Source organism: Lamprobacter modestohalophilus (genome assembly GCF_016583905.1).
Classification (GTDB): domain Bacteria; phylum Pseudomonadota; class Gammaproteobacteria; order Chromatiales; family Chromatiaceae; genus Lamprobacter; species Lamprobacter modestohalophilus.
In genome coordinates this window covers 1-23667 of sequence record NZ_NRRY01000001.1, presented here as the reverse complement: position 1 = coordinate 23667, position 23667 = coordinate 1, and the positions used below count along the sequence as shown (strand labels likewise).

The following is a 23667-nucleotide window of genomic DNA, read 5'->3' as shown; positions in this document are numbered from 1 at the left end:
CGCGCCACGAGCGTTAGGTCTGCTTATCGGGCTCTGGCGCACTAGCATTGGCCGAGCGACGCCGCGGACCGCGACGCCGACGCTTCTTTGGCGCCTCTGCTGCCGAGCCAGCGGCTGCCGTTGCGACTTTTGCTGCAGGCGCTGCAGCAGCCGAGCGCTCAGGCGCTGCGCCTGAGGCGACCACCTGCTCGACCGCGCGGGCCTGCTTGGTCTCTGTACCAGGCTCGCGTCGAGGTCCAGAGCGTCCGCGAGCACCACTCGGGCCTCCCGGCCGCGCTGAGCGATCGCGCGACGCATCGCGCCGACCGTGGCGTCCCTCATCACGCGGACGACGCTCAACCCGAACGCGGCTCCTAGGATCGATTTTAGCAAGCAATTCCGGCTCGACGGTGCTGATTGGAATACGCGCCCCGATAAAGGCCTCGATGTCCGGCCAGCCCATCGCGTAGCTCTCGCAGACAAAGCTGATCGCATCGCCGGCCGCGCCCGCGCGCGCGGTGCGGCCGATCCGATGCACATAGTCCTCAGCATCATCCGGCAAATCATAGTTGATCACATGGGTGACGCCTGGAATATGCAGACCACGGGCCGCGACATCAGTTGCAACCATAGTCGCAAGCTCGCCCTCCTGGAACTGCTTGAGCAGACTGAGCCGCTTCTTCTGCGGCACATCACCGGAGAGCATTGCCGCCTTGAGCCCGTTGCCTTCCAAATAGCCCCAGACGCGCTCACCTTCGCGCTTGGTATTGACGAAGACCATACTGCGCGCCCCCTCAAATCGGCGCAGCAGGCCGATCAGTAGCGGCACCTTCTCCTCATTGGCCACCATGTAGCCGCATTGGGTAACGCGGTCTGCGGTCACCCGCTCCGGGGTGATCTCGACCATCTTCGGGTCGTTCATGTGCTCATAGGCAAGCTCCATGACCCGATAGGAGAGCGTCGCCGAGAACAACAGGCCAAGCCGCTCGCTGGGCGGCGGCAGGCGTCGCAGCACGAATCGGATATCCTTGATGAAACCGAGGTCGAACATCCGATCGGCCTCATCGAGCACCACGACCTCGACCTGACGCAGATCGAAAACCCGCTGTTTCAAATAGTCGATCAAACGACCCGGGGTACCGATCAAGATATCGACACCGGCCGCGATCTCATCGCGTTGCGCCTGGTAGCCAGTGCCCCCATACACCAGACCTAACTTGAAGTTGGTGTGCGCAGCCAGCAGCTTCGCGTCCTTGTGGATCTGGACCGCGAGCTCACGGGTCGGCGCGAGGATTAACACCCTGGGCTGTCGCGGCCTGTTCGACGCCGGCTCAGTACCCGACTCGCTAGCGACCTCGGCAGGGGGCACGGCGCCAGCGTCAGCAGCCGGTTCGGGCTGCGGCGCGGCCTCGGCAGCTGACGCGACTGACACACCGGCCATGTCCTGCCGGAGCAGGCGCTGCAGCGCGACGACCAGAAAGGCAGCGGTCTTGCCGGTCCCGGTCTGCGCCTGGCCGGCGACGTCCTGTCCAGCCAACGCAATCGGTAGCGTCTCCGCCTGAATCGGTGTGCAAGAGTGGAAGCCAGCCGCCTCGAGGCCAGCAAGAATGTTCGGGTGAAGATCGAACTGATCGAAACGGGTATCGGTGAGGTGAGTCTGGGGCATAGAAAGGGCGAACAGGTGAGGACGAGGCCCACGTCGTCATGACGGTCGTCATAACGAGGTGCGCAGGACTTGCAAAACTTGATATCTTTAGCTCAAATAGCATCCTAACGCTGGCGGCGGCATTTACGCCAGCCACCAGCCCGCCCCATCCCGTCTCACCGCACGGCCAAAGAACCATTGGCGCAGCAGGTGAGCGCTCGGACAGCGCAGCCCCAGCCCGCACATCGAACGACAACAGCCAGCGGGACAGTCTGTTGCGAGCCAACCCCGGCTGTTGAGCACTCAACTTGCAGCGCCGTGCTGAAAAACGGCCCCATGAAGCCGATTCGCCATCGGCGCAATCACCAAGACCGTCATAGAAACATCGCACCATCACAACCCATTGGCGAACAACCAAAGGCCGGTGCCGGTGCTGACTATGACCCCAACCTGGAGAGATAACGAAGTGAGCGACCGAATCGTCCATGTGACTGACGATACCTTTGAACAAGACGTGTTGCAGTCCGACCAGCCCGTACTCGTTGACTATTGGGCCAACTGGTGCGCCCCCTGCAAGATGATCGCCCCAGTTCTCGAGGAGATCGCAGCGGAGTACGAAGGGCGCATTAAGGTCGCTAAGCTCGACATCGACGAGAACCGAGCGGTCACCGAGCGCTTCAACGTTCGCGGTATTCCAACGCTGATCCTGTTCAAAAACGGTGAGGCCGAGGCGATCAAGGTCGGCGCGGTCTCGAAGTCCCAACTCACCGTCTTCATCGATAGCAACCTTTGAACCAGCCACGCACCCGCCCGCGGCGCCGGCCCGGGAATAACCCCAGGAATCGATCCGGCAACATCGAGACGGAGCCAGGCAACCAAGCCGACTCCGAAGATCCCACCACTGACGAGCCCAGCTCGTCCCCGCCGAGTCCTCCGCGATCCTCGCGCGGGGAGCGCAGCCGAGCCCCGTCGAATCAACCATCCATGAATCTCACCGAGCTAAAATTGATGCCCGTCCCTGCGCTAGTGGAGCTAGCGCAGTCGATGGAGCTCGAAGGCGTTGGGCGTTCCCGCAAGCAGGACCTCATCTTCGCCATCCTCAAGGCCAAGGCGAAACGTGGCGAGGATATCTACGGCGACGGGGTGCTCGAGATCCTCTCTGACGGCTTCGGCTTCTTGCGCTCCGCGACCGCCTCGTTTCTCGCTGGACCGGATGACATCTACGTCTCCCCCAGCCAGATCCGGCGCTTTTCGCTACGCACCGGAGACAACATCACCGGCAAGATCCGTCCGCCCAAAGACGGCGAACGCTACTTCGCGCTGCTCAAGGTTGGTGATATCAACTTTGACCGGCCCGAGAACGCCAAGACCAAGATCCTGTTCGAGAATTTTACGCCGCTGTTCGCGCAGCAGCGCCTTGGTCTCGAGGTCGGCAACGGCAGCACCGAGGATCTGACCGCACGCACCGTCGATCTGATCGCACCCATCGGCAAGGGCCAGCGCGGGCTGATCGTCTCGCCGCCAAAGGCCGGTAAGACGATGATCCTGCAGAACATCGCCCAATCGATCGCGCACAATCATCCCGAGGTCTTCCTAATCGTGCTGCTCATCGACGAGCGCCCGGAAGAGGTCACCGAGATGGCCCGTTCGGTGCGCGGCGAGGTGATCTCATCGACCTTCGACGAGCCCGCGACGCGCCACGTACAGGTCGCCGAGATGGTCATCGAGCGGGCCAAGCGGTTGGTCGAGCACAAGCGCGATGTCGTCATCCTGCTCGACAGCATCACCCGGCTGGCCCGCGCCTACAACACGGTCGTACCCTCCTCGGGCAAGGTGCTCACCGGTGGCGTCGACGCCAACGCACTGCAGCGGCCGAAGCGCTTCTTCGGTGCCGCGCGTAACGTCGAAGAAGGCGGCTCGCTGACCATCCTCGCCACCGCGCTGGTCGAGACCGGCTCGCGCATGGACGATGTGATCTACGAAGAGTTCAAGGGCACTGGCAACATGGAGCTGCATCTGGATCGACGCATCGCCGAGAAGCGCATCTTCCCTGCCATCAACATCAACCGCTCTGGCACCCGCCGCGAAGAGCTGCTGATGCCGGCCGCCGAGCTGCAGAAGATGTGGATTCTGCGCAAGATCCTGCATCCGATGGACGAGCTCGCCGCAGTTGAGTTTCTGCTCGATAAGCTCAAGACCACCAAGACCAACAACGAGTTCTTCGACTCGATGCGGGGCTGATGCGGGGCTTAAGGTATCGCGCCCATCGCCGCCCGGACGATGCAGCCTCTGTTGCGCGGTAACAGCCGATCGTGATGCCTGCGCGGCTGCAACGGATCAGCGTCGCCCTAGTCTCGGCGGTGCTCCTGATCGGTGCGGTGATGTCGACCGCTCAGCTGATCCGCGAGCTGCGCACGCTGCAGCGGACACAAGTGCAGCGTGCCGAGCTTCAGGACGTGAAATACGGTCTGCTCGACGCCGAGGTCTGGGTCCGGCAGATCTCCGCGATCCTGGCCGAGCAGATCGAGCAATTCGAGCTGACCGAGCAGAATCGGCCACAGATCAAGCGCAATCTCGAGGTCGTGCTCGACCGGATGCTGTCCGAGGTCGAACAGGTGCTACGCCGTCGCAATGCCGCAGGCGACAGCTGGGTCGACCGCCTCCAGGGCAGCCTGCGCCAAGGTGTGCAAGACTGGCTGGTCGACTTCGACCAGCTGCGCGCCCGCGTCCCGCTCTATGCCGATGCCGTGCTCGAGGAGCTGGACCGCCCGGAGAACCGTCGCGAGATCCAGCGCCAGCTGCTGCAGGCCATCGAGCAGGCCTCCAATGCAACCTTCACCCAGGTCGACCGCTCGCTCCAGCGACAGATCGAGCAAACCCATGGCTGCGAGACCACGGCTGACTGTATTGAACAGCTCGGTCAGACCGCCAGCAGGCTCCAGGCGCGAGCTCAGATCGGCGCACTCTGGACACTTGGCTGCGTCAGCCTGCTGTTTCTCCTCGCCTGGCGCGATCCGGGTCTGCCATTGAGCAGTGGCTGGCGCCCGCCGCAGGGCACCAGCCAACGCGAGGACGCTGCCGACACCGCAAGACCGATCCCTTCGCCTCCGCCTTCCCACGCAACTTGCTCTGAGGCTGAAGCTCGGGCTGAGGCTGAAGCTGGGATGCCGTTGGCATCCCGACGCCGCACCCTCGCCCCCGAGCTTATGCTGATGCTCGCCGCGGCAACGCTGGTCTTGCTCAGCGCCGGCGTCATGACGCCGATGATCGAGGTCGAGGCGCGCATCGATGAGCTCAGCCTCAGCTTACTCGGCAAGCCCGTGGTCTTCACCGACCAGGTCCTCTACTTCCAGAGCAAGAGCATCCTTGACCTGGTTCAGGTGCTCACCGCAACCGGCGCCGCCGATATGATCCTGGTCGCGGGACTGGTGGTCTTGTTCAGTCTGATCTTCCCAACCGCCAAGATCATGGCCAGCCTCATCTATTACACCGATCTGAAGGGCTGGCGCAGCCGGGCGCTGGTGCGTTTTTTCGCGCTGCGCTCGGGCAAGTGGTCGATGGCCGATGTGCTGGTCGTCGCGATCTTGATGGCCTATATCGGCTTCGATGGGCTGATCAGCAGCCAGCTCGCCGAGCTGAGCGGCCTCGGCCGGCAGGTCGACCTGCTCACCACCAACGGCACCAACCTGCAGCTCGGCTTCTTCCTCTTCCTCGCCTTCGTGATCGCCAGCCTGTTCCTATCGGCGATGCTCGAGGCGCGAGCCCCGCGATCGAGACCCACGCAATGAAGGCGATGATCCTGGCCGCCGGGCGCGGCAACCGCATGCGGCCGCTGACCGATCAGACCCCGAAGCCCTTGCTCGAGGCGGGCGGTGCGGCGTTGATCGTCCATCAGATTCGGCGGCTGCGCGAAGCCGGCTTTACCGAGTTGGTGATCAATCATGCCCACCTAGGTGAGCGGATCGAGCGGGCCTTAGGCGACGGCAGCACCTATGGCGTCCGGATTCAGTACTCGCCCGAGGGTGAAGGACGAGCGCTCGAGACCGGTGGCGGCATCCATCGCGCGCTGCCCCTGCTGGGTGATGCCCCGTTTCTGGTCACCAACGGCGATATCTGGTGCGACTTCGATTACCGCCAACTGCGTCTCGCTGATAAGGATCTAGCGCAGATCGTGCTGGTCGATAATCCACCGCATCATCCAGCAGGCGATTTCGCACTGCGCGGAGATCGGGTTCGTCGGGAACAGAGGCAGGCGGAGGCGGAGGCGGAGGAACAGGATCAAGGGCACGATCTCGAGCAGAATCTGGATCAGGAACGGGAACGGGATCAAGAGCAGGAGGAGAAGCAAGAGCAAGAGCAGGGTTTAGAGCGGGCTCAGTGGAACGCAGAGCAGCGCCTCACCTTCTCCGGCATCGGCCTCTATCGGCCACAACTGTTCGCCAACTGCACGCCGGGCGCCTTTCCGCTTGCCCCATTATTGCGCACAGCCATCGCCAGCGGACGCTGCGGCGGCCTGCATCATCGCGGGCAATGGCTGGATATCGGCACGCCCGAGCGTTTACAAGCACTCGACAGGATGTTAAGGAAACACTGAGCCAGGCAGAACGTCGCCTCGCGCCCCACTGGAGGCACTGTATCGCGATGGGCCAGGACATCCAGCATCACGCATTCACCCAGGCCGACTTCCGCGAGTTCGAAGCGCGCCTGCAGGCCGAGACCGCGCTGCTCGAACGCTGGTTTGCTGAGGATGCCTTCGCCGACGGCCCGCGCGCAACCGGCTTTGAGCTCGAGGCCTGGCTCATCGATCGCCGCCATCAGGCCCCGGCGCCCATCATCGAAGCCTTCCTCGAGCAGCTGCAAGATCCGCTCATCGTCCCCGAGCTCGCACGCTTCAACCTCGAGCTGAATAGCACGCCCGAGCCCCTCGGCGGCAAGCCGTTTAGCCGGCTGCATGCTGAACTCGAGCGTACCCTGACCCGCTGCCATGCGGCAGCCGCGACACTCAACGCCCAGGTCGGCACCATCGGCATCCTGCCCACGGTACGCCCGGATCATCTGGTCCCGGCGCAGATGACACCGCGGCCGCGCTATCGCGCCCTCAACGAGCAGATCCTGCGCCTGCGCGATGGCGAGCCGATCCGACTCGAGATCGAGGGCGAGCGACCGGTGTTCATCGAACAGCCCGACGTGATGCTCGAATCAGCGGCAACCTCGTTCCAGATTCACTTCAAGATCGGTGCCGCGGAGTCGGCCCGCGTGTTCAACGCCTCCAAGCTGCTGGCCGCGATCACGGTCGCAATCGGCGCCAACTCGCCCTATCTGTTCGGCCGTGAGCTCTGGTGCGAGACGCGTATCCCGCTGTTCGAGCAGGCGGTCTCGGTGGGCGACAGCCCATTACGCGAGCGGGTCGGCTTCGGCATCCGCTATGCAGAGCACTCGGTGATGGAGTGCTTCCGCTCCAATATCACACGCTATCCGGTACTCCTGCCGCATCTGATGGACGAGCCCGTGGAACGGCTGGCGCATCTCAGGCTGCACAATGGCACCATCTGGCGTTGGAATCGGCCGCTGATCGGCTTCGACAGCGGCCCGAGCGGCGAGCAATGCCCGCATCTGCGCATGGAGCATCGCGTGGTCGCGGCCGGGCCCTCGACGATCGACAACATCGCCGATGCCGCCTTCTATTGCGGCGCGGTGCAGGCCCTCGCCAGCGAGCTAAGACCGCCAGAACACTCGCTGCCGTTTAATCAGGCGCGGATCAACTTCTATCTCGCCGCTCAGAAGGGGCTGAATGCCGAGATCCCCTGGTACGACCATCCAGCGCGGATGCCAATCCACCAGCTGATTCGCCAACACATCCTGCCCAAGGCACGCCGTGGCCTGAACGCGCTTGGCATCGATCGAGACGAGATCGACCGCTGGCTCGGCGTGATCGAAGCCCGCGCAGCCACGCGCCGCACCGGCGCCGCTTGGCAGCGCGCCTGGGTCGCCAGGCACGGGCCAGACATGGCCGCGCTCACCGAGGCCTATCTCGCGCATCAGGCCACCGGCAAGCCGGTGCATGAATGGACGCTGGACTGATCGAGGCTGTGCGAAACACTACGGACTAAGCCACGCCGCATGAAACGCAACAGACAACACGCAACGCATGAGACGCAACAGACGAGACGCAAACAGGCCCCGATCAAAGATGCGCTAGGTGGATGGACCCTGCTCGAGGGCTGAATCGGTGGTTTCGCCCTTGGCACGCTCAGCATCAAGATGCCGCGGTAGCGCACTCAGGATCGCCTGCACCAAGGTCGCCAGCGGGATGGCAAAGAACACCCCCCAAAAACCCCAAATACCCCCGAAGACCAGGATTGCGACGATGATCGCCACCGGATGCAGATCCACCACCTCTGAGAACAATAAGGGCACCAGCACATTGCCATCCAGCGCCTGGATGATGATGTAGGAGACGGTCAGCCAGATGAAGGCTGGCCCCCAGCCCCACTGAAACCAAGCGATCAACACCACCGGGATGGTCACGATGGAGGCACCGATATAAGGAATGATCACCGACAGCCCAACCAGCACCGAGAGCAACAGGGCGTAGTTCAGACCAAACAAAGAGAAGGTCACGAAGCTCACCACCCAGACGATCAGGATCTCCCAGACCTTGCCACGAACATAGTTTGAGATCTGCCGATCGACCTTTTTCCAAACATCGCCAGCAATGGCCCGGTGACGAGGCAGCCAGCGCCGAAACCAGGCAAAGATCAACTCCTTGTCCTTGAGGAAGAAAAACACCAACAGGGGCATCAGGATCAGATAGACGAGCAGCGTGATCACGCCGACCACCGACGACAGTGACAATGACAACAACTGCTGCCCAAGCCCGGCGATATCGCGGCGGATACTGTTGATCAGCTCAGCAATCTGCGCGCTGGTGATCAGATCCGGATAACGCTCGGGCAACTGCATCAACACCTGCTGGCCATAGGCGAGCATGTTAGGGAGTTGCTGAACGAGGTCGCGGATCTGGCGAGAGACCGATGGCAATACGCCTAGCAGCATCGACACCACAAACAGCATGAACAAGGCGAACACCACCGACACCGCCGCCCAACGCGGCCAGCGTTGGCGCTCCAAGAGACCGACGAGGCCTTCTAGGAGGTAGGCAATCACGATACTGGCAAGCACTGGCGTGAGCATCCTGCCGAAAAACAACAGGATCGCAAACAGCACGAACAGTGCTGAGACGAGAAAGAGGATCTGGGGGTCGGAGAAGTAACGACTCAGCCAGCGGTTCAGCGCTCGCATGGGCATCGGTGGTGAAGTTAAGGTCAGTCAGAATACCGCATCGGAAGCACAACGATCACGCAGGTGCAGAGGCTAGGCATCATCGTCGGCGAGCGGCGCCTCCGGGGTCCTGGGAAGTCGGGCCTGATAGCGACTCACGAACAAGACCTCGAGATCGTCGATGACCTCAGCAGCATCACGCCCTTGAAGGAGATGGGTCGCCATCAGCGCGGAGGTTTCATGCAACATCTCACCGGCATCAAGCATCGGATAGACCCGGCGCAGCCGTTTGATGGCCGCCACCACGCTCTCTTGCGTCGGACGTGGCTCATGCTGCGGCTCAGGCGGGGCCGGGGTGCGCTCGAGGCCTCCCGCAACCGAGTCCGCACCGGCCGCCCCGCCGGCCATCAGGAATTCAGCGAAGGCGATCAGTGTGGCTCGATCTTGGACATCGAGGGCACGCAGAATCTTCAGCAGTCGCCGCTCATGCGGCGATGCGCGCTCCATTGGGATCATTTCAGCCTCTCGCCCATGCCATCAGTGCGTCATGCTGTGCCGTCAGTCGGTCATGCTGAGCCATCACTGCGTCGTATTGCTTTTACAGTAGGCGCGTGCGAATTCGAGCAACTCCTCCATCACGCGAATCCTGAACTTGTGCTTCTGATGGACAAACGAAAGCGGACGGAACAGAGGTGGCTCGAGACGCAAGGCGACCAGTGTGCCAAGCTTGAGTTCCTTCTGAACCGTCACCTTGGAAACAATCGAAACCCCCATCCCGGCCTCAACCGCACCTTTCACAGCCTCTGGGCTGCCCAGCTCCATGGCCACCTTGAGCCCCCCCGTGCCACCGACCATTTCGTCGAGATAATCGTTGATGACCTCGCGCGTCCCTGAGCCTTCCTCGCGGCAGATGAAGGGATACTCGAGCACACGACGACAGGCGACGCACGCCCCGGTCGCGAGGTCGTGCCCTGTGGGGACGATTGCAACCAGCTCGTCTTGTTTGCAAGTCTCGACTACCAGGTGACGATTCGCGACAGGCGACTCGACCACCCCCAGATCGATGGCATTACGCTCGACCAGCGACACGATGCCCTCACTGTTCGAGACCTTGAGATGGATGCCAATCTCCGGATAGCGCTTTTTGAAGTCGCCGAGCAGGGTCGGCAGCATGTACTCAGCGATGGTGGTGCTCGCACCAATGGTGAGTGCGCCACTGATGTCGCCTGTGAGCTCACGCACGCCCTGCTCCATCTCGGCATAGAGCCCAAAGATGCGATCTGCGTACTCGAACACCCGGGCGCCAGCAGCCGTGAGGCTGATCCGATTGCGCCCCCGGTCGAACAGCCGAGTATTGAACTGCTCCTCAAGCTGTCTGACCTGGAAGGTCACCGCCGGCTGCGTCATGTGTAACGCATCGGCCGCCTTGGTGAAGCTCATCAGACGCGCCACCGTATGAAACACCTGCAGTCTGCGGTCTGCCATGGTCTCCTCGAAGCCGTCTTCAGCGTCTGCTCTTATAGCACAGGCGTCCCGTGCTAGCCCGTCGCACGCGCGTCTTTAGCGCCAGCAACAGCGGATATACAACAAACCTGGCTTTTTGCAACAGCCGGGTGTATATTCACAACACCAACAATAAAGGCTAGCAAAACACCATACTAGCCATGCAGTGGTCTGAGGAGTCACGCCAGATGTATGTATTTCACAACGGCCATTTGTCGGCGCTTGCCATCTCCGGTGCCATCCTCGGCGGATGCCTTTCTTCGAGCGCAACGGCATCCGGATTTGCCGTCCCCGAACTCTCGACCGCAGGCATCGCCACGGCCAACGCGCTTGTCGCCAACCCGGTCGAGCGTGGCGCTGTTCCTTACAACCCCGCCGCCATCGCCTTTCACGACCAGTCCTGGCTATCGGCCGGAAGCCTGCTGATCGGGCCGACGTTCTCGGTCGATAACGCGAGCGGCAGCCACGACAGCGCGGGCGCCGATTGGCTTGTCGCGCCGATGATCCAGGCCGCGATTCGAATCAATGAGCGCTGGTCGGCCGGGCTCAGCGTCAACGCACCCTTTGGCCTTGAGACCCGCTGGAAAACCGAAACCTTCCCGCCGCTGACAGGCAGCATCCAACTGCCGCCACCGCCATTGGGACCGGGCGGCAGCGTACCGGCGAGCCCGCAGCCGACTCAGAGCAACCTTGAGATCATCGACTTCACGCCGACCGTCACCTATGCCATCTCGGATGAGTTGGCCGTCGCGCTTGGCGCCGACATCTATTGGGCAAAATCGGCCACACTGAATTCATCAATCACCCAGCTCGAGGGTGACGGCATCGGCCTCGGTTTCAATCTCAGCGCACTCTACGCAAAAGGCCCCTTCAGCGCCGGAATCAACTTCCACTCGAGCAGCACCATTAAGGTCGACGGCAGCTACAGCGCCCTCAACCCGACGATGGTGTTGATTGGCGCCCTGCAGCCGAGCCAAACCGCAGAACTCGACCTCGACCTGCCCTGGCGCTTACAGCTCGGCGCCCGCTACGAGCTGACACCAGCGCTCGCAGTCGAGTTCGACTGGACGCGGACCGGCTGGAGCAGCTTCGAAGAGATCCAGGTCAAGGGCGATCTTAACGGCGCCACACTCTTCGCGGATGTGAACGACTGGGATGACGCCAATGCCTATCGGCTTGGCATGACCTATCAACTGCAAGAGCAGACACAACTGCGCTTCGGCTACTCCTTCGACGAGACACCTCAGGGCGATGCCCATTTCAGCGCCCGCGTGCCAGATAACGATCGACACCTATTCGGCATCGGCGTTGGCCATAGCCTGGGCGATGGATGGCAGCTCGAGGCCGGCTACATGTACGTGATGTTCCTAGACCGCAACTATCGCAGCGCCAAGCCTTACCTTGGTGGCAGCGACATCAACGGCACTGACGCCATCAATGGCGACTACGAAGCCAATGCACATCTGATCGGGCTCGAGGTGAGTAAGTCATTCGACGCCTTCTGATCAACACGGGCCAACAGCACGACAAACCAGTCCCCCTAAGCGCGCAAACCTCGCCGCGCATTTTTAAGGCCGCCCATCCATGAGCGGCCCTTTTTTTGACCTATCGGCAGGGGGGATATGCAAGAGAAGGCGTTGTGACAGACGCCCGTGGCATCAGGACCGCCTGGCGAATCGGCCGGGGAGCAACCGAGACCGCCCCCTTACGCGATAACCAGCGCCTCGCTCGAGTACCGAGCGCCGCTGTCGTCAGATATACAGGCAGATATCGCTCTCGCCCGCGAACTCGAAGAAGGCCGCGGCGCCAGCGTACTCAACGCCGTCGATAAACTGCGAGGAATCCATATCGAACAGATCGACGGTCATCTGGCAGGCGATCAACTTCACCTCCGCCTCCTGACAAAGCTCGCGCAGCTCCTCGACGCTGGCGACGCCCTTGTCCTTCATCTTCTGCTTCATCATCTTGGTCATCATGCCCTGCATACCTGGCAGGGTCATACCAAGGATCGGAAACCACTTGTCCATCCCCATCGGCATGGGCATCCCCGGATTGCCGAGCGGCGTGACTTGCAGCTCGAGCTTCTTCTTCAACAGCTGCAGACCGTAGAAGGTGAAGAAGATCTGCGTCTCATAGCCGAGGGCCGACGCGGTCGACGCCAGAATGAAAGGCGGATAGGCCCAATCGAGCGAGCCCTTGGTGGCGATGATGGCCAGTTTCTTTTCGTCCATCGTTTCCTCCCAGTGGAGCCCGTTCGCCGAGCCCCTGTTGTGTTGTAAGGGGTGTGGCGGAGGTCAGTTCTTCTTGATCATGAAGTGGAACTTGCCGCCGTCTTCCTTCGACTCCATCAGCTCATTGCCGGTCTGCTTGGAGAAGGCATCAAAGTCTTTGACGGAGCCTGGATCGGTCGCGATCACATGCAGAATCTCGCCAGCCTCCATGCCGTTGAGCGTTTTCTTCGCGCGCAGGATCGGCAGCGGGCAGTTGAGACCACTGGCGTCGAGCTCTTGATTGAAGTCTGCCATCGGATACACCTCACACTCTGTGTTTAGAAAATTGGACGAGCCGTCTCAGCTCAAGACCCACGCTTACGCTTTAGTATTTCAGCACAAACGAAGCTTCTGATTTTTAGCCGAAACCGGACAAAAAGGCAACATGAGCGGCGCCCACTTGATCCCCAAGCGGGGCCACTCGCGGTCATTCAACCAGCGTTGATCTGGCCAATCTCGTAGCCGTGACGGGCCCAAGCGATGATGCCGCCGCGCAGGTTGAAGGCGTTATCAAAACCCTGCTGGGCAAGGAATTGACAAGTGTGATATGAGCGCGCGCCACTGCGACAGTAGATCACCAGATCACGATCTCGGGGCAGCTCCGCGGCACGCACGGGGATCACCGCCATCGGGATGTGGATCGCATTTGGCAACGCACCTTGCGCCACCTCTGCCGGCGTGCGCACATCGACCAGCACGACGTCATCGCCGTTGCTCAGACGCGACTTCAGGGTTTCGGAATCGATCTCTGTGACCAAGGTTAGACTACCCAATGACCAAGTATTTCAGTATATTAACATGCTCAATCAAGACGCGTCGCCGCTCTTGTGCGGGCAATCTTGCCCCAGCGCCTCAGGCGAGGCGTATGATCTTGGGTCTGCTTGGCCGCTGATTCCAGTGCTCGGCCCAGCAGACCCGGCCCGCTAGGCCCGCTTAGGTTGTACAAACCGGCCGGCTAGAGAACTACAGATTCGCCTTCAGAGGCAGCGTCAGCGATGGAACATCTCCCCATCTTCCTCGATATCAAAAGCAAGCCCTGCCTGGTCGTGGGTGGCGGGCCGATCGCATTGCGCAAGCTCGACAACCTCAGGCGCGCCGGCGCTCAGGTCATCGTCGTGGCGCCAACGCTCAGCGAAGAATTTCGCGCGCGCATCGAACAAGCCGAGATCCGCTTTCATGCCCGGACCTTCACCGACAGCGACATCGACGGCATGCGTCTGGTGATCGCCGCGACCGACGACCGCGACGTCAACCGACGTATTGCCGAGCTTGCAAACGCCCGCAACATCCCGGTCAACGTCGCCGATCAGCCCGAAGACTGCACCTTCATCATGCCGTCGGTCATCGACCGCTCGCCAGTCGTGGTCGCGGTCTCGACTGGCAGCGCATCACCGGTACTCGCCCGCATGATCCGTGCGCGGCTCGAGTCCTTGGTCCCGGCCGGTTACGGCCGCTTGGCTGAGCTCTGCGCCGACTATCGGGACAAGGTCAAGGCACGTTTCGAACAGCAGCGCGACCGCCGGCGCTTCTGGGACCGAGTGCTGCAGGGTGGTGTCGCCGAGCGCATCTTCTCCGGCCACTTGGAGGAAGCCAAGGTCGCGATGGAACGGGAGCTCGAGTCCGGCACCCGACCAAGCACCGGCGAGGTCTATTTGGTCGGCGCAGGGCCAGGTGATCCCGACCTGCTCACGTTTCGCGCGCTGCGCTTGATGCAGCAAGCAGATGTGGTCGTCTACGATCGCCTAGTCGCCAAGCCGATCATCGACATGGTGCGCCGCGACGCCGAGCACATCTACGTCGGCAAGCAGCGCAACCAGCACACGATGCGCCAAGAGGAGATCAATCGGCTGCTCGCACGACTCGCCAAAGAGGGCCACCGGGTGCTGCGACTCAAGGGCGGCGATCCCTTCATCTTTGGCCGCGGCGGCGAGGAGATCGACACCTTGGCGGCCGAAGGCGTGCCGTTCCAAGTCGTACCCGGCATCACTGCGGCGAATGGCTGCGCCTGCTACGGCGGCATTCCCTTGACCCATCGCGACTACGCCCAGTCAGTCACCTTCGTCACCGGTCACCTCAAGGACCACAGCATCGACCTCAACTGGCCGCAGCTCGCACAGCCGAATCAGACCGTCGTCTTCTACATGGGCCTCGTCGGCCTGCCGCAGATCATCGACAAACTGATCGAGCACGGCGTCGCGCCCGAGATGCCCGTCGCGCTGGTCCAGCAAGGCACCACGCACATGCAGAAGGTCTATGTCGGCACCCTGGCCACGATCCTGGCCGAGGTCGAGCATGACCCACCGCAGCCACCGACCCTGGTCATCGTCGGTGAGGTTGTGCGCCTGCGCGAAAAGCTGGCCTGGTTTAACACCGAACCTGATCCAGAACAGGGTGCGACGACCCCAATACTGCCCGGCGACTGAGCGCACTGACGAGCGATGGGTGCCGCCAGCACAGCGCAGCGCGCCTGCAACCGGGAGCCCAGCCAGCCAACCACTACTGCAGACCTGTGGCGCCGCCGGAGCGCGCCACGGGTAGCACCGGCACTCTGCGTCTTACTCCTGCTCCTGAGCCAGGATCTGGCTGCGGCAACGTCCCTGACAACGATCGCCTTCGCGGTCACCATCGAGCGCCCACCACTCGCGTTCAAGCAAGGTGGTGTCGTCAAGGGACTCGAGATCGACCTCGCCCGCGCCTTGGCCGCAGCGCTCGAGCTCGAGCTCAATCTCCACGCCTTACCGGAGCCTCGGTTGATAGACGCCCTCCGCGGTGGCCGCGTCGACGTCGCGCTCTCTGCGCTGCCGCGTGACGAACTCGCCGCGCTTGGGCTCGCGACCAGTGAGTCAGTGCTCGACAGCGGCCAGATGGCGATCATTCGCACCGACGACCTAGCCCGTTTCCCCCGCCTCATCGACCTCAAGCTCACCAACGAGCGAGTTGGCTATCAGCGCGGGAGCCTCGGCGCCAGGCTCGTACAAGCACAACTACCGCGCGCGGAACGGGTTCCGTTTGCAGAGGCCAACGCGGGTCTTGCCGCACTCCGTCATGGCGAGATCGCCGTCTTTATCCATGAGGCGACAACCGCCTGGTCACTTGCCGCCGACCCTGAAGAAACCGCGCTCACCGCCGTCTTTCAACCGATCTCCACTGAAAAATGGAGATTCATCACGCGTACCGAGGATGCCCAGTTGCGTCGCGATCTCAACCGGGCCATCGACGCCTGGCGCCGCTCTGGCGAGCTCGAGCGCATCATTCGGCGTTGGATACCGATCCAGATTCGGATCAAGGATCGGTTCAGTCAGCATCAGGGGCCCGACTCACCGTGGTCAGGCCGAGCTGTTCCCAGGCCTGCATGCCACCGCGATACCACTTGAGCTTGTGTGCCGGAAAGCCGAAACCGAGCAGCGCCTTGATGTTGGTCGGCGATTGACCACACCAGGCGCCATTGCAGAAGAACACCAGGGTCTTGACGTGATCGAAATCCCAAAGCCCATCAGCCGTAACAGCGCCGAATTCAAGCTGCAAGAGCTCAGCAATCTGCGCTGGCTTGGCATGCGCCGGGTCGAGCTGCGTGTAGGGAATATTCAGAGCACCCGGAATCGTCCCACGCGCAAACCAGTCCGGCGTTCGCGAGTCGATCACCAGCACATCACTGAGCTCGCCCGCAGCGCGCTGCAGATAGTCGATGAGCTCGAGCTCGCCGATGGTCTCAACGCCAGGCGCCAACTGCATCGGCTGCACACAATAGGGCGGGCAAGGTCGGGATGTCTTCTCAAACGGCGGCCGGATGGTATGACCAGGGTCTTGATGGCGCATCAGTAGCACCGTCTCGTCACCCTCAAGAAGCTCGATATAGGGCAGATCTGGCGCAATCTTGACCTCGAGTGCATCGAGGTCGAAGAGCCCCTCACTGGGTTCCGCGGCCTGCGCGGACCAGGGACTGAGCAAGACGAGCATCATGAGCAATACAACTGACAATGGCATAAAGACACCTCTCTGCAGGTCGAAACGGCAGACGCAAACGCTTGATCACAGCCGAACCGCTCTCAGCGCAGCCCAGTCAGCTCAAGAGGCACACTGCGAATGCGCCTCGCATCGTGACTCTCGATTCGTGACTGTCGACAAGACGATCACCAGGCGATCACCAGGCGATCACCAAGCGATCACCAAGCGATCACCAAGCGATCACCAAGCGATCACCAAGCGATCACCAAGCGATGACAAAACGATGACCAAACGATCAAGCGGATAACCATGCGTGCGTCACCTACGAACAGCAAGTCGCCAAACGGCGAGCGCAAGCGCCGCTGGGGCCAACGCTTACGCCGATGGGGGCTCGAAGGCGCGATCGTCCTCCTCGTGCTCGCCGCTGTGCACTGGTACAAAGCAAGACCGCTCGCCGAAGGAATGGCTCCGGCGCTCAGCGGTCGCGCAATCGATACGATTGAGCAGATCAACCTGAGTCCACCGCTGGAGAGGCCAACCTTGATCCACTTCTGGGCCAGCTGGTGCCCAATCTGCAAGCTTGAGGAGGGCAGCATCGAGGCGCTCGCGAAGCGTTACCAGGTGATGACGGTCGCGATGCAATCCGGCACTGAAGAAGAGATCAGCCGCTACCTCAGCGAGCGAGCGCTGGATCTGCGCGTGATTGCTGACCCCAGCGGCGAGATCGCCCAGCAGTGGGGCGTTCAGGCGGTGCCCGCAAGCTTCATCATCGACCGCAATGGCCGAATCCGCTTTCGACGCGTCGGCTACACCACTGGCCTCGGACTGCGCGTCAGGCTCTGGCTCGCCGAGATCGGCGTCTAGCTGGCATCTAGCTAGGGTCTAGCTAGCTTTCTAGACAGCCTCTAGGAGACGCCAACCTGCGCTGATGAGACAGGTCGCTGTTCGCCCTCGGATTGGTATAATCTTGGGTATATCAGCAAACATCGATATATGGAGAACCCCACCATGCCAACCTACGACTATCGTTGTGACACCAATGACCGCGTCGTTGAGGTGAGCCATCGAATGAGCGAGACCATCAGTACCTGGGGAGAGCTCTGTGAGCGCGCAGCGATCCCCTGCGGCGATACGCCCGCGTCGACCCCGGTCAGTCGCATGGCCACCGGCGGCAACCTGATCTCGAGCAGCGCACTCGGTAGCGGTAGCGCACCCGCACCGGCCTGTGGTGCCGGCGGCTGTTGCCCGACCGGCGTCTGCGGCTTCGACTGACGCTCGAGCGCCTGACTCCTCAGCCGAAGCGCGGCGCCTGAAGAGAAAGAGCGCCTCGCTACCCGGGACAGTGGTGAGGCGCTTGTTTCACGGTAACGTAAAGAGCGCCTCGCCACCCCGGACGATGAAGCGCGGAGTGGCGTCAACGCGATCGGCCGAACGCCCGTTGGAGAGGGCAGCTTAATCCCAGCGGACTGATTCACCCCCAAGATGGATCGCCACCTCCAGGGGGCGGCCATCTCGGATGATGGAGAGCGTCACTCGATCACCCACCTGGTAACCCTCGAGGATATCGATCAGATCCGCCATCTCAGCGACCGGCTGCCCATCCACCCGTTGGATGATATCACCAGGCATGATCTCGCCTGTTGGGCTGACTCGGGTCTCAACCAGTCCGACGATATCGGCCGGCGAGCCTGGCCCGACACCCAGTACCAAAACACCCTCGAGTCCAAGCTGCCTCAGAATCGGTCGGCTTACGGCATCGTCGGCCGTGATGCCGATGCGCGGACGGATATAACGCCCTCGAGCGATCAACTGTGGCACAACCCGGTTGATGGTATCCACAGGCACAGCAAAACCGATGCCGCTAAAGGTGCCCGAGGTGCTGAAGATTGCCGAGTTGATGCCGATCAGGCGCCCAGCGCTATCGATCAAGGGGCCACCCGAGTTTCCTGGGTTGATCGCCGCATCGGTCTGGATCAGGCCGCGGATCTCACCGGATCGTTCGTTGTAGATGGCGCGGTCAAGGGCCGAGACCACGCCGCTGGTCAAGCTGTAATCTAATCCGAACGGGTTGCCAATCGCGAACACCTTCTGGCCAACCCGCAGATCGGCACTGCGGCCAATCGGTATTGGTTCGGGCGCCTGCCATGCACCACTGATCCTGAGCACGGCCAGATCATGAGCCGGACTCTTTCCGATCAACTCAGCGCGGAAGTGGCGCTGATCGGCCAAACGCACCCAGGCTGCGCTCGCCTCAGCGATGACATGCCAGTTGGTCACGATATGCCGCTGGCCGTCCCAGACGAAGCCGGAACCGGTTCCGCGGCGCACGACATTCGGATCGCGCGCCCAAGGGTTGACCAGCTCCTCGGTGGTGGTGATGAAGACCACCGACGGGCTGACCGCATCGAAGATCGCAATCGTCGATTCCTCATCGGCCGCCAGATCACCACGCGCTGTGACAGGCCTAGGCACCGCCGCGCGCTCGATCAGCCAACCATCGATCCAGGGCCGGAACGCGAGCAGCGCAAGAAAAGCGATCACCGACCAAAACAGGGCGCGGGACAACTGGAATCCGTGCATGACGACGCTCGAAGGGACTATCACGGCGGGGAAAACGACCAGGATAGCCAGTCTAGCGGGCACAGGTCGTGGATTCCCCGCATCCATTGTCCAATCGCAACGCCCACCCGCTCAGCCTACCCGTATACTTTAGATTCACGCGGTCGCTGGACAGCAGTCGACTGCGCTATCACAGGCATGGTCCTCGGCATCGGTCCCGATGCGGGAGAAACCAAACGCCATCGTCCCCATCTTACTTGTAGCCACGCTAAGACAGCCGCGACCCAGCGATCGACCAGGGCGCAGCCGCTAGCGTTATCATCCAAACCCATCCAGCCTTTGGAGCTTCCTATGAACCTCGTCAAAAACGTCGGCCAGACCGATCGCAACATTCGATACGCCGCCGCCGGCATCCTCGTCCTGATCAGCATCCTCGGCGGTCCTTGGTGGCTGGGCCTAGTCGGACTCATCCTGCTCGGCACCGCCTACTTCGGCACTTGCGCGGCCTATATGCCGCTCGGCATCGACACCACCAAGAACGACAAGGAATAAGGCTGTCGACGGTGCGACGGCCCGAGGCCACTGAGGCGCTTGCGCCCACTTCGTGGCCGCTGACCGTGAAGGAATTGCCCCATCTTCCGGGATGGGGCGCGGGCGATAAACGTTACCCTGACACAAGTGCTTCATCGTCTGTCGTCGCGACTCGACTATGCACGTCACCTCACTGGCTATTCCAACCTTCAAGCTAAAAGCTCTACCGTTGACCTGATGACCTGATGACCTGATGACCTGATGACCTGATGACAGACGATCTTCTCATCGCCGCAGACGGGCTAGGTAAGCAGTTCCCAGGCGTTCGCGCTGTTGACGACATCAGCTTCGGGGTCCGACCTGGCCAGTGCTTCGGTCTTCTAGGGCCAAACGGCGCTGGCAAGACGACCACCCTCGAGATGCTTGAAGGCATCCAGCCACCGACAAGCGGCCGCGTACTGTTCCGAGGCCGCCCACTCGATCGCGATTTCCGCGAGCAGATCGGCATCCAGTTCCAGGCGACCTCGCTCCAAGATTTCCAAACCGTCCGCGAGTCTCTGGCGATGTTCGCGGCCCTCTACCAACGCCACGCCGATCTCGACGAGCTCATCCAGCTCTGCCATCTACAAGAGATTCTCACACGCGACACGCGCAAGCTCTCGGGCGGCCAACGCCAGCGCCTGCTGCTCGCCATCGCCTTGGTGAATGACCCAACCCTAGTGTTTCTGGATGAGCCGACCACAGGCCTCGACCCCCAGGCCCGGCGCAATTTCTGGGCGCTGATCGATCGCGTCCGCGAGCGCGGTACAACTATCCTCATCACCACCCACTACATGGAAGAGGCGGAGCGACTCTGTGACGAGATCGCCATCGTCGACCACGGCCGCATCCTCATTCAAGGTCGGCCGAGCACGCTGATTCGCGAGCATTTCCCGACGGCAATCCTCCGACTACCCAGCAGCGCCTGGCCCAGTGATGAGCCGCTGCCGGCAAACGCTGAGCGCCGGGACACCAGCATCGAGATCTATGTCGACGAGGTGCCAACCGCGCTCGAACAGCTGGAGCAACACGGTGCCTCGCTGATCGATTTGCGCGTCGACCGCCCGAGCCTCGAGGATCTCTTCCTCAAACTGACCGGCCACAGCCTTAGGGCCTGAGCTCTCTCGATGAAATCTGCGATGAAACCTGCGACGAAACCAGTTGCCACTGTTCGGCTGGACCGGGCTAGCGAGCGCACCGCCTTCAACCCACCGAGCTGGAAACGCATCCAGGCGATCTTCGTCGCTCGCAACCGCGAGTTCTACCGCGACAGCGCAGGCCTGATTTGGAATATCCTGATGCCGGTCATGATGATTGTCGCGTTTGCGTTCATCTTCGGCTCAGGCAGCCAAACCCTGCTCAAGGTCGGCCTACTCGGCGACGACGCAGCGCCGATTTCATCAGCCGCCGGCCGCGGGATCGACGACTTCCTCTCAATCGAGACCATTCAATTTGTTCCAATCACCGAGCAGGACCCTGGCGTTGCCAAAGTCGCTCGACATCAGCTCGACCTTCTTCTCGATACTCGGACATCTTCAACCGCGCCGGTGCGCTACTGGGTCAACCCTGAGTCGGCGAACGGCTCGATCGCCGAACGCCTCCTGCTTGGCGCATTTGCCAGCGCACCGGTGGCGACTAGCGCCTCCGGCCTACCGGCAAGGCCACAGGCAACGGAGATGCCGCTGCGCGAGACCGCAAGCGGCGAGGCACTCAGCTACGCCGATTGGGCCGTGCCCGGCGTGCTCGCGATGAACCTGATGTTCTCCAGCCTTTGGGGGGTGGGCTGGGTCGTGGTGCGCTACCGCAAGAACGGCGTCCTGCGGCGTCTCAAGGCAACCCCGCTGACCCCGCTCGAATTCCTGATCGCGCAGATCTTGTCGCGGCTGATTGTGGTGTTGGCCTCAAGCCTCGTTGTCTACACCGGCGCGATGCTGCTGCTCGATTTCCCGATGCGAGGCTCTTATCTCGCCCTCATCCTGATCTATGTGGCAGGCGCACTCAACATGATCAGCTTGGGACTGATCATTGCCGCCAGATTACGCACAGAAGAATTAGCCGATGGACTGCTCAATCTGATGTCCTGGCCCATGCTCTTGCTCTCGGGCGTGTGGTTCTCGATGGAAGGCACGAGCGCCGCAGCACAAACCCTCTCGCACCTCATGCCCTTAACCTATCTCGTCGAAAGCGCGAGGGCGGTCATGATTGACGGCGCCGACCTCATAGCCATCGCGCCGCAGTTAGCCCTGTTGCTAGCGATGGCAGCGATTCTAATCACCATCGCAGCAAGGCTCTTCCGCTGGGAGTAGGCGCTGGATCTGCGCCAGCGCACGCTAGGCTAATAGGCTCAGATCCAGCATAGGCGACGAGATTCAGCCCCAGTGGAAGCTAGATCTGCGCCAGTGCAAGAAGGTGCGGCTCGTCCAAAGCACTAAACCTGAAGCAATCACGTCATCTTCAGGCGCGGCGCGCCATGAACGTTTCCGCACCCTCCTCCGAGCCGGACTCAGTTCGATGAAGAGCCGCCTGGCGCAGCCGGGCGCTGATAGTAGCCAGGCGCCGCGGGTGCTGGCCAACGACCGTAAGCCCCATAAGGCATCGCGGCCGGCGGCGAAGCTTGCCAAGGCACAGGCGGCATGCGCTGCTGCATCGCCTCCCAGCGCTGGCGCGCGGCCGCCTCAGCCTGCCGCCTCTGCTCAGCATAGTAGGCCTCAGCCTCTGCTCGACGCCTCGCTGCCCAGTCGCCAGCGCTCGCGGGCGCCTCTGCAGCATTAGAACTCGGAGCAGCTACTACCTCTGCTTTGGCGTCAACAGAAGCCGGGGCCGTCGTCGCTGGCGCCTTCGGCGTCGCTGACTGCTCGGACGGCTGAGCGACCGGCGACTGCGCGGCCTGCCTAGCGACTGGAGCCGGTGCAGCAGGCGCCTGCGCGGTTTGCCTAGCGACCGGAGCCGGTGCAGCAGGCGCTGCTGCCGGCGCTGAAACAGAGGTCGCGGTCGATTCAGGCTTCTTCGTCATCACTGCCCGGGCAAAGGCCTCTGCCTCCTGCTTGCTCACATCAGGCACGGCCGCGGCCGGAGCGCTGGCAGCAGCGGGAGACTTTGGCTCAGAGGCGGGAGCCGTTTGCTCCGGCTGAGTTGGGGGCGCAGACGGAGCGGCGCTGGCTATCTCGCTGGCCGCACCGCTTGCGGCTGCTGGCACAGCAGCGGCTGGTGCCTCACGGTCACCGCCGCCCATAGAGAACGGCATCAATGACTCACCAGTCTTGCGCTCGAGAGAGCCGAGGTAGAGGAATCCGAAGAGGAGCACAAGACTCCAAAGGACCATTTTTGGCAAGAAGCCCATCCGAGGCTTTGCCTGCTCCTGGCCTTCCACAGGGTTCTTTTCAGCATTTTCCACCGGGTTTTGCTCCTGGTCGTCGGCCATCATCGTTTCTCCGCAAGTTGTTTGGGGTTGGGTGTGGGGACAATGATCTAGTGAGCGCCGCTTCAGCCAACCGGCGCGGCACGCTGCTCGGCAAGCATCGCCAAGAGGCGTCCGATATCGTCGGCGCAGCGCTCGATTTGTGCGTTGATCGCATCCATAGTAATCGCTTCGTCACTGAGGCCAGCGCCCCAATTGACGACAAACGCCAGTGTGGCGTAGCCGAGATCGCGCTCGCGCGCGAGCGCTGCCTCCGGCATCGCTGTCATACCAACGAGATCGCAGCCATCGCGGGCCATGCGGCGCACTTCAGCTGCAGTCTCAAGCCGAGGCCCTTGGCTCACTGCATAGGTTCCACCATCACGCAGCGGGTAGTGTTCTTGATCTGTACCGGTGATATTTTTTGATCAAAGAAAATTATATACTATTCTACTGTTAACGGTAAACTTTCGGGATCTTTAGTTATGGTACTTGAACCTGTTTGCTGCCCCCATTGC

24 protein-coding genes are annotated in these 23667 nt (G+C 61.9%); 13 read left to right on the top strand and 11 right to left on the bottom strand.

All coding sequences use genetic code 11. The features are described 5' to 3' along the window. Nucleotides 1-13: 13 nt before the first annotated feature. The gene (locus CKO42_RS00125; RefSeq protein WP_200236276.1) at nucleotides 14-1645 is read right to left on the bottom strand and encodes a DEAD/DEAH box helicase; all 1632 of its coding nucleotides are present in this window, start codon (nucleotides 1643-1645) and stop codon (nucleotides 14-16) included. Nucleotides 1646-2090: 445 nt separating this feature from the next. On the opposite strand from CKO42_RS00125, the gene trxA reads away from it, so the two are divergent. The 5 genes from trxA to CKO42_RS00095 all read left to right on the top strand — a co-directional run bounded on the left by trxA (nucleotide 2091) and on the right by CKO42_RS00095 (nucleotide 7705). After that, nucleotides 2091-2417, top strand: a complete 327-nt coding sequence (gene trxA / locus CKO42_RS00120) for a thioredoxin TrxA (RefSeq protein WP_200236272.1) — start codon at nucleotides 2091-2093, stop codon at nucleotides 2415-2417. A 191-nt stretch (nucleotides 2418-2608) separates the two neighbouring features. Then, the gene (gene rho, locus CKO42_RS00115) at nucleotides 2609-3865 is read left to right on the top strand and encodes a transcription termination factor Rho (protein ID WP_200236268.1); all 1257 of its coding nucleotides are present in this window, start codon (nucleotides 2609-2611) and stop codon (nucleotides 3863-3865) included. A 74-nt stretch (nucleotides 3866-3939) separates the two neighbouring features. Beyond that, nucleotides 3940-5412: a paraquat-inducible protein A gene (locus CKO42_RS00110; protein WP_242479012.1), complete on the top strand. Its 1473-nt coding sequence runs from the start codon at nucleotides 3940-3942 to the stop codon at nucleotides 5410-5412. Beyond that, nucleotides 5409-6218, top strand: a complete 810-nt coding sequence (locus CKO42_RS27020; protein WP_242479011.1) for a nucleotidyltransferase family protein — start codon at nucleotides 5409-5411, stop codon at nucleotides 6216-6218. Before CKO42_RS00110 ends, CKO42_RS27020 begins: the two co-directional genes overlap by 4 nt. Before the next feature lie 47 nt (nucleotides 6219-6265). Further along, nucleotides 6266-7705, top strand: coding sequence for a glutamate-cysteine ligase family protein (locus tag CKO42_RS00095; protein ID WP_200236265.1), 1440 nt, complete (start codon nucleotides 6266-6268; stop codon nucleotides 7703-7705). A gap of 114 nt (nucleotides 7706-7819) precedes the next feature. Here the strand turns inward: CKO42_RS00095 and CKO42_RS00090 are convergent, their stop codons facing one another. The 3 genes from CKO42_RS00090 to CKO42_RS00080 all read right to left on the bottom strand — a co-directional run bounded on the left by CKO42_RS00090 (nucleotide 7820) and on the right by CKO42_RS00080 (nucleotide 10390). After that, a complete protein-coding gene (locus CKO42_RS00090) occupies nucleotides 7820-8926 on the bottom strand; it encodes an AI-2E family transporter (protein WP_200236262.1) in 1107 nt (368 codons plus the stop codon). A 72-nt stretch (nucleotides 8927-8998) separates the two neighbouring features. Next, a complete protein-coding gene (locus CKO42_RS00085) occupies nucleotides 8999-9421 on the bottom strand; it encodes a hypothetical protein (RefSeq protein WP_200236259.1) in 423 nt (140 codons plus the stop codon). 63 nt (nucleotides 9422-9484) lie between these two features. Continuing rightward, complete coding sequence (locus CKO42_RS00080; protein WP_200236256.1) at nucleotides 9485-10390, bottom strand: LysR family transcriptional regulator; 906 nt, start codon at nucleotides 10388-10390, stop codon at nucleotides 9485-9487. A 206-nt stretch (nucleotides 10391-10596) separates the two neighbouring features. Here CKO42_RS00080 and CKO42_RS00075 point away from each other — a divergent pair, with 206 nt between their 5' ends. Further along, nucleotides 10597-11913 (top strand): OmpP1/FadL family transporter, encoded by a 1317-nt coding sequence (locus tag CKO42_RS00075; RefSeq protein ID WP_200236253.1) that lies wholly within the window; start codon nucleotides 10597-10599, stop codon nucleotides 11911-11913. 246 nt (nucleotides 11914-12159) lie between these two features. Here the strand turns inward: CKO42_RS00075 and dsrE2 are convergent, their stop codons facing one another. From dsrE2 to CKO42_RS00060, 3 genes are all read right to left on the bottom strand, one after another. After that, nucleotides 12160-12639, bottom strand: a complete 480-nt coding sequence (gene dsrE2, locus CKO42_RS00070; RefSeq protein WP_200236251.1) for a sulfur carrier protein DsrE2 — start codon at nucleotides 12637-12639, stop codon at nucleotides 12160-12162. A 63-nt stretch (nucleotides 12640-12702) separates the two neighbouring features. Next, nucleotides 12703-12933: a sulfurtransferase TusA family protein gene (locus CKO42_RS00065; protein ID WP_200236247.1), complete on the bottom strand. Its 231-nt coding sequence runs from the start codon at nucleotides 12931-12933 to the stop codon at nucleotides 12703-12705. Nucleotides 12934-13109: 176 nt separating this feature from the next. Beyond that, nucleotides 13110-13436, bottom strand: coding sequence for a rhodanese-like domain-containing protein (locus CKO42_RS00060; RefSeq protein WP_200236244.1), 327 nt, complete (start codon nucleotides 13434-13436; stop codon nucleotides 13110-13112). Nucleotides 13437-13673: 237 nt separating this feature from the next. Here CKO42_RS00060 and cysG point away from each other — a divergent pair, with 237 nt between their 5' ends. Together cysG and CKO42_RS00050 are read left to right on the top strand one after the other, a co-directional pair. Next, entirely contained in the window at nucleotides 13674-15101 is a 1428-nt protein-coding gene (gene cysG / locus CKO42_RS00055) for a siroheme synthase CysG (protein ID WP_200236241.1), read from the top strand. A 15-nt stretch (nucleotides 15102-15116) separates the two neighbouring features. Then, the gene (locus CKO42_RS00050; protein WP_200236238.1) at nucleotides 15117-16052 is read left to right on the top strand and encodes a substrate-binding periplasmic protein; all 936 of its coding nucleotides are present in this window, start codon (nucleotides 15117-15119) and stop codon (nucleotides 16050-16052) included. On the opposite strand, the gene CKO42_RS00045 is transcribed toward CKO42_RS00050, so the two are convergent. Continuing rightward, the gene (locus CKO42_RS00045; protein WP_200236233.1) at nucleotides 15973-16662 is read right to left on the bottom strand and encodes a rhodanese-like domain-containing protein; all 690 of its coding nucleotides are present in this window, start codon (nucleotides 16660-16662) and stop codon (nucleotides 15973-15975) included. The two genes, CKO42_RS00050 and CKO42_RS00045, sit on opposite strands and share 80 nt — an antisense overlap. A 270-nt stretch (nucleotides 16663-16932) precedes the next feature. On the opposite strand from CKO42_RS00045, the gene CKO42_RS00040 reads away from it, so the two are divergent. Both CKO42_RS00040 and CKO42_RS00035 read left to right on the top strand, forming a co-directional pair. Further along, nucleotides 16933-17487 carry a protein disulfide oxidoreductase gene (locus tag CKO42_RS00040; protein ID WP_200236230.1) on the top strand — a complete coding sequence of 185 codons (555 nt, stop codon included), beginning with the start codon at nucleotides 16933-16935 and terminating at the stop codon, nucleotides 17485-17487. A 144-nt stretch (nucleotides 17488-17631) separates the two neighbouring features. Further along, nucleotides 17632-17895 (top strand): zinc ribbon domain-containing protein, encoded by a 264-nt coding sequence (locus CKO42_RS00035; protein ID WP_200236227.1) that lies wholly within the window; start codon nucleotides 17632-17634, stop codon nucleotides 17893-17895. A gap of 180 nt (nucleotides 17896-18075) precedes the next feature. Here the strand turns inward: CKO42_RS00035 and CKO42_RS00030 are convergent, their stop codons facing one another. Next, a complete protein-coding gene (locus CKO42_RS00030; protein WP_200236224.1) occupies nucleotides 18076-19203 on the bottom strand; it encodes a S1C family serine protease in 1128 nt (375 codons plus the stop codon). Between the two features lie 330 nt (nucleotides 19204-19533). Here CKO42_RS00030 and CKO42_RS00025 point away from each other — a divergent pair, with 330 nt between their 5' ends. From CKO42_RS00025 to CKO42_RS00015, 3 genes are all read left to right on the top strand, one after another. After that, nucleotides 19534-19734 carry a YgaP family membrane protein gene (locus CKO42_RS00025; protein ID WP_200236221.1) on the top strand — a complete coding sequence of 67 codons (201 nt, stop codon included), beginning with the start codon at nucleotides 19534-19536 and terminating at the stop codon, nucleotides 19732-19734. Between the two features lie 248 nt (nucleotides 19735-19982). Beyond that, nucleotides 19983-20870 (top strand): ABC transporter ATP-binding protein, encoded by an 888-nt coding sequence (locus CKO42_RS00020; protein ID WP_200236218.1) that lies wholly within the window; start codon nucleotides 19983-19985, stop codon nucleotides 20868-20870. A gap of 21 nt (nucleotides 20871-20891) precedes the next feature. Next, complete coding sequence (locus CKO42_RS00015; protein ID WP_200236215.1) at nucleotides 20892-22058, top strand: ABC transporter permease; 1167 nt, start codon at nucleotides 20892-20894, stop codon at nucleotides 22056-22058. A gap of 197 nt (nucleotides 22059-22255) precedes the next feature. Here CKO42_RS00015 and CKO42_RS00010 read toward each other — a convergent pair whose 3' ends face one another. Together CKO42_RS00010 and CKO42_RS00005 are read right to left on the bottom strand one after the other, a co-directional pair. Further along, a complete protein-coding gene (locus tag CKO42_RS00010; RefSeq protein ID WP_200236212.1) occupies nucleotides 22256-23173 on the bottom strand; it encodes a hypothetical protein in 918 nt (305 codons plus the stop codon). Nucleotides 23174-23235: 62 nt separating this feature from the next. Continuing rightward, nucleotides 23236-23514 carry a phosphorylase family protein gene (locus CKO42_RS00005; RefSeq protein ID WP_420844246.1) on the bottom strand — a complete coding sequence of 93 codons (279 nt, stop codon included), beginning with the start codon at nucleotides 23512-23514 and terminating at the stop codon, nucleotides 23236-23238. Nucleotides 23515-23667: the final 153 nt, after the last annotated feature.

Bases quoted from the DNA above. Each gene is read 5' to 3' on its own strand.
- CKO42_RS00125 (WP_200236276.1), bottom strand. From the start codon at position 1,645: ATGCCCCAGACTCACCTCACCGATACCCGTTTCGATCAGTTCGATCTT.
- rho (WP_200236268.1), top strand. From the start codon at position 2,609: ATGAATCTCACCGAGCTAAAATTGATGCCCGTCCCTGCGCTAGTGGAG.
- CKO42_RS00110 (WP_242479012.1), top strand. From the start codon at position 3,940: ATGCCTGCGCGGCTGCAACGGATCAGCGTCGCCCTAGTCTCGGCGGTG.
- CKO42_RS27020 (WP_242479011.1), top strand. From the start codon at position 5,409: ATGAAGGCGATGATCCTGGCCGCCGGGCGCGGCAACCGCATGCGGCCG.
- CKO42_RS00095 (WP_200236265.1), top strand. From the start codon at position 6,266: ATGGGCCAGGACATCCAGCATCACGCATTCACCCAGGCCGACTTCCGC.
- CKO42_RS00090 (WP_200236262.1), bottom strand. From the start codon at position 8,926: ATGCGAGCGCTGAACCGCTGGCTGAGTCGTTACTTCTCCGACCCCCAG.
- CKO42_RS00085 (WP_200236259.1), bottom strand. From the start codon at position 9,421: ATGATCCCAATGGAGCGCGCATCGCCGCATGAGCGGCGACTGCTGAAG.
- CKO42_RS00080 (WP_200236256.1), bottom strand. From the start codon at position 10,390: ATGGCAGACCGCAGACTGCAGGTGTTTCATACGGTGGCGCGTCTGATG.
- CKO42_RS00075 (WP_200236253.1), top strand. From the start codon at position 10,597: ATGTATGTATTTCACAACGGCCATTTGTCGGCGCTTGCCATCTCCGGT.
- dsrE2 (WP_200236251.1), bottom strand. From the start codon at position 12,639: ATGGACGAAAAGAAACTGGCCATCATCGCCACCAAGGGCTCGCTCGAT.
- CKO42_RS00065 (WP_200236247.1), bottom strand. From the start codon at position 12,933: ATGGCAGACTTCAATCAAGAGCTCGACGCCAGTGGTCTCAACTGCCCG.
- cysG (WP_200236241.1), top strand. From the start codon at position 13,674: ATGGAACATCTCCCCATCTTCCTCGATATCAAAAGCAAGCCCTGCCTG.
- CKO42_RS00050 (WP_200236238.1), top strand. From the start codon at position 15,117: ATGGGTGCCGCCAGCACAGCGCAGCGCGCCTGCAACCGGGAGCCCAGC.
- CKO42_RS00045 (WP_200236233.1), bottom strand. From the start codon at position 16,662: ATGCCATTGTCAGTTGTATTGCTCATGATGCTCGTCTTGCTCAGTCCC.
- CKO42_RS00040 (WP_200236230.1), top strand. From the start codon at position 16,933: ATGCGTGCGTCACCTACGAACAGCAAGTCGCCAAACGGCGAGCGCAAG.
- CKO42_RS00035 (WP_200236227.1), top strand. From the start codon at position 17,632: ATGCCAACCTACGACTATCGTTGTGACACCAATGACCGCGTCGTTGAG.
- CKO42_RS00030 (WP_200236224.1), bottom strand. From the start codon at position 19,203: ATGCACGGATTCCAGTTGTCCCGCGCCCTGTTTTGGTCGGTGATCGCT.
- CKO42_RS00025 (WP_200236221.1), top strand. From the start codon at position 19,534: ATGAACCTCGTCAAAAACGTCGGCCAGACCGATCGCAACATTCGATAC.
- CKO42_RS00020 (WP_200236218.1), top strand. From the start codon at position 19,983: ATGACAGACGATCTTCTCATCGCCGCAGACGGGCTAGGTAAGCAGTTC.
- CKO42_RS00015 (WP_200236215.1), top strand. From the start codon at position 20,892: ATGAAACCTGCGACGAAACCAGTTGCCACTGTTCGGCTGGACCGGGCT.
- CKO42_RS00010 (WP_200236212.1), bottom strand. From the start codon at position 23,173: ATGGCCGACGACCAGGAGCAAAACCCGGTGGAAAATGCTGAAAAGAAC.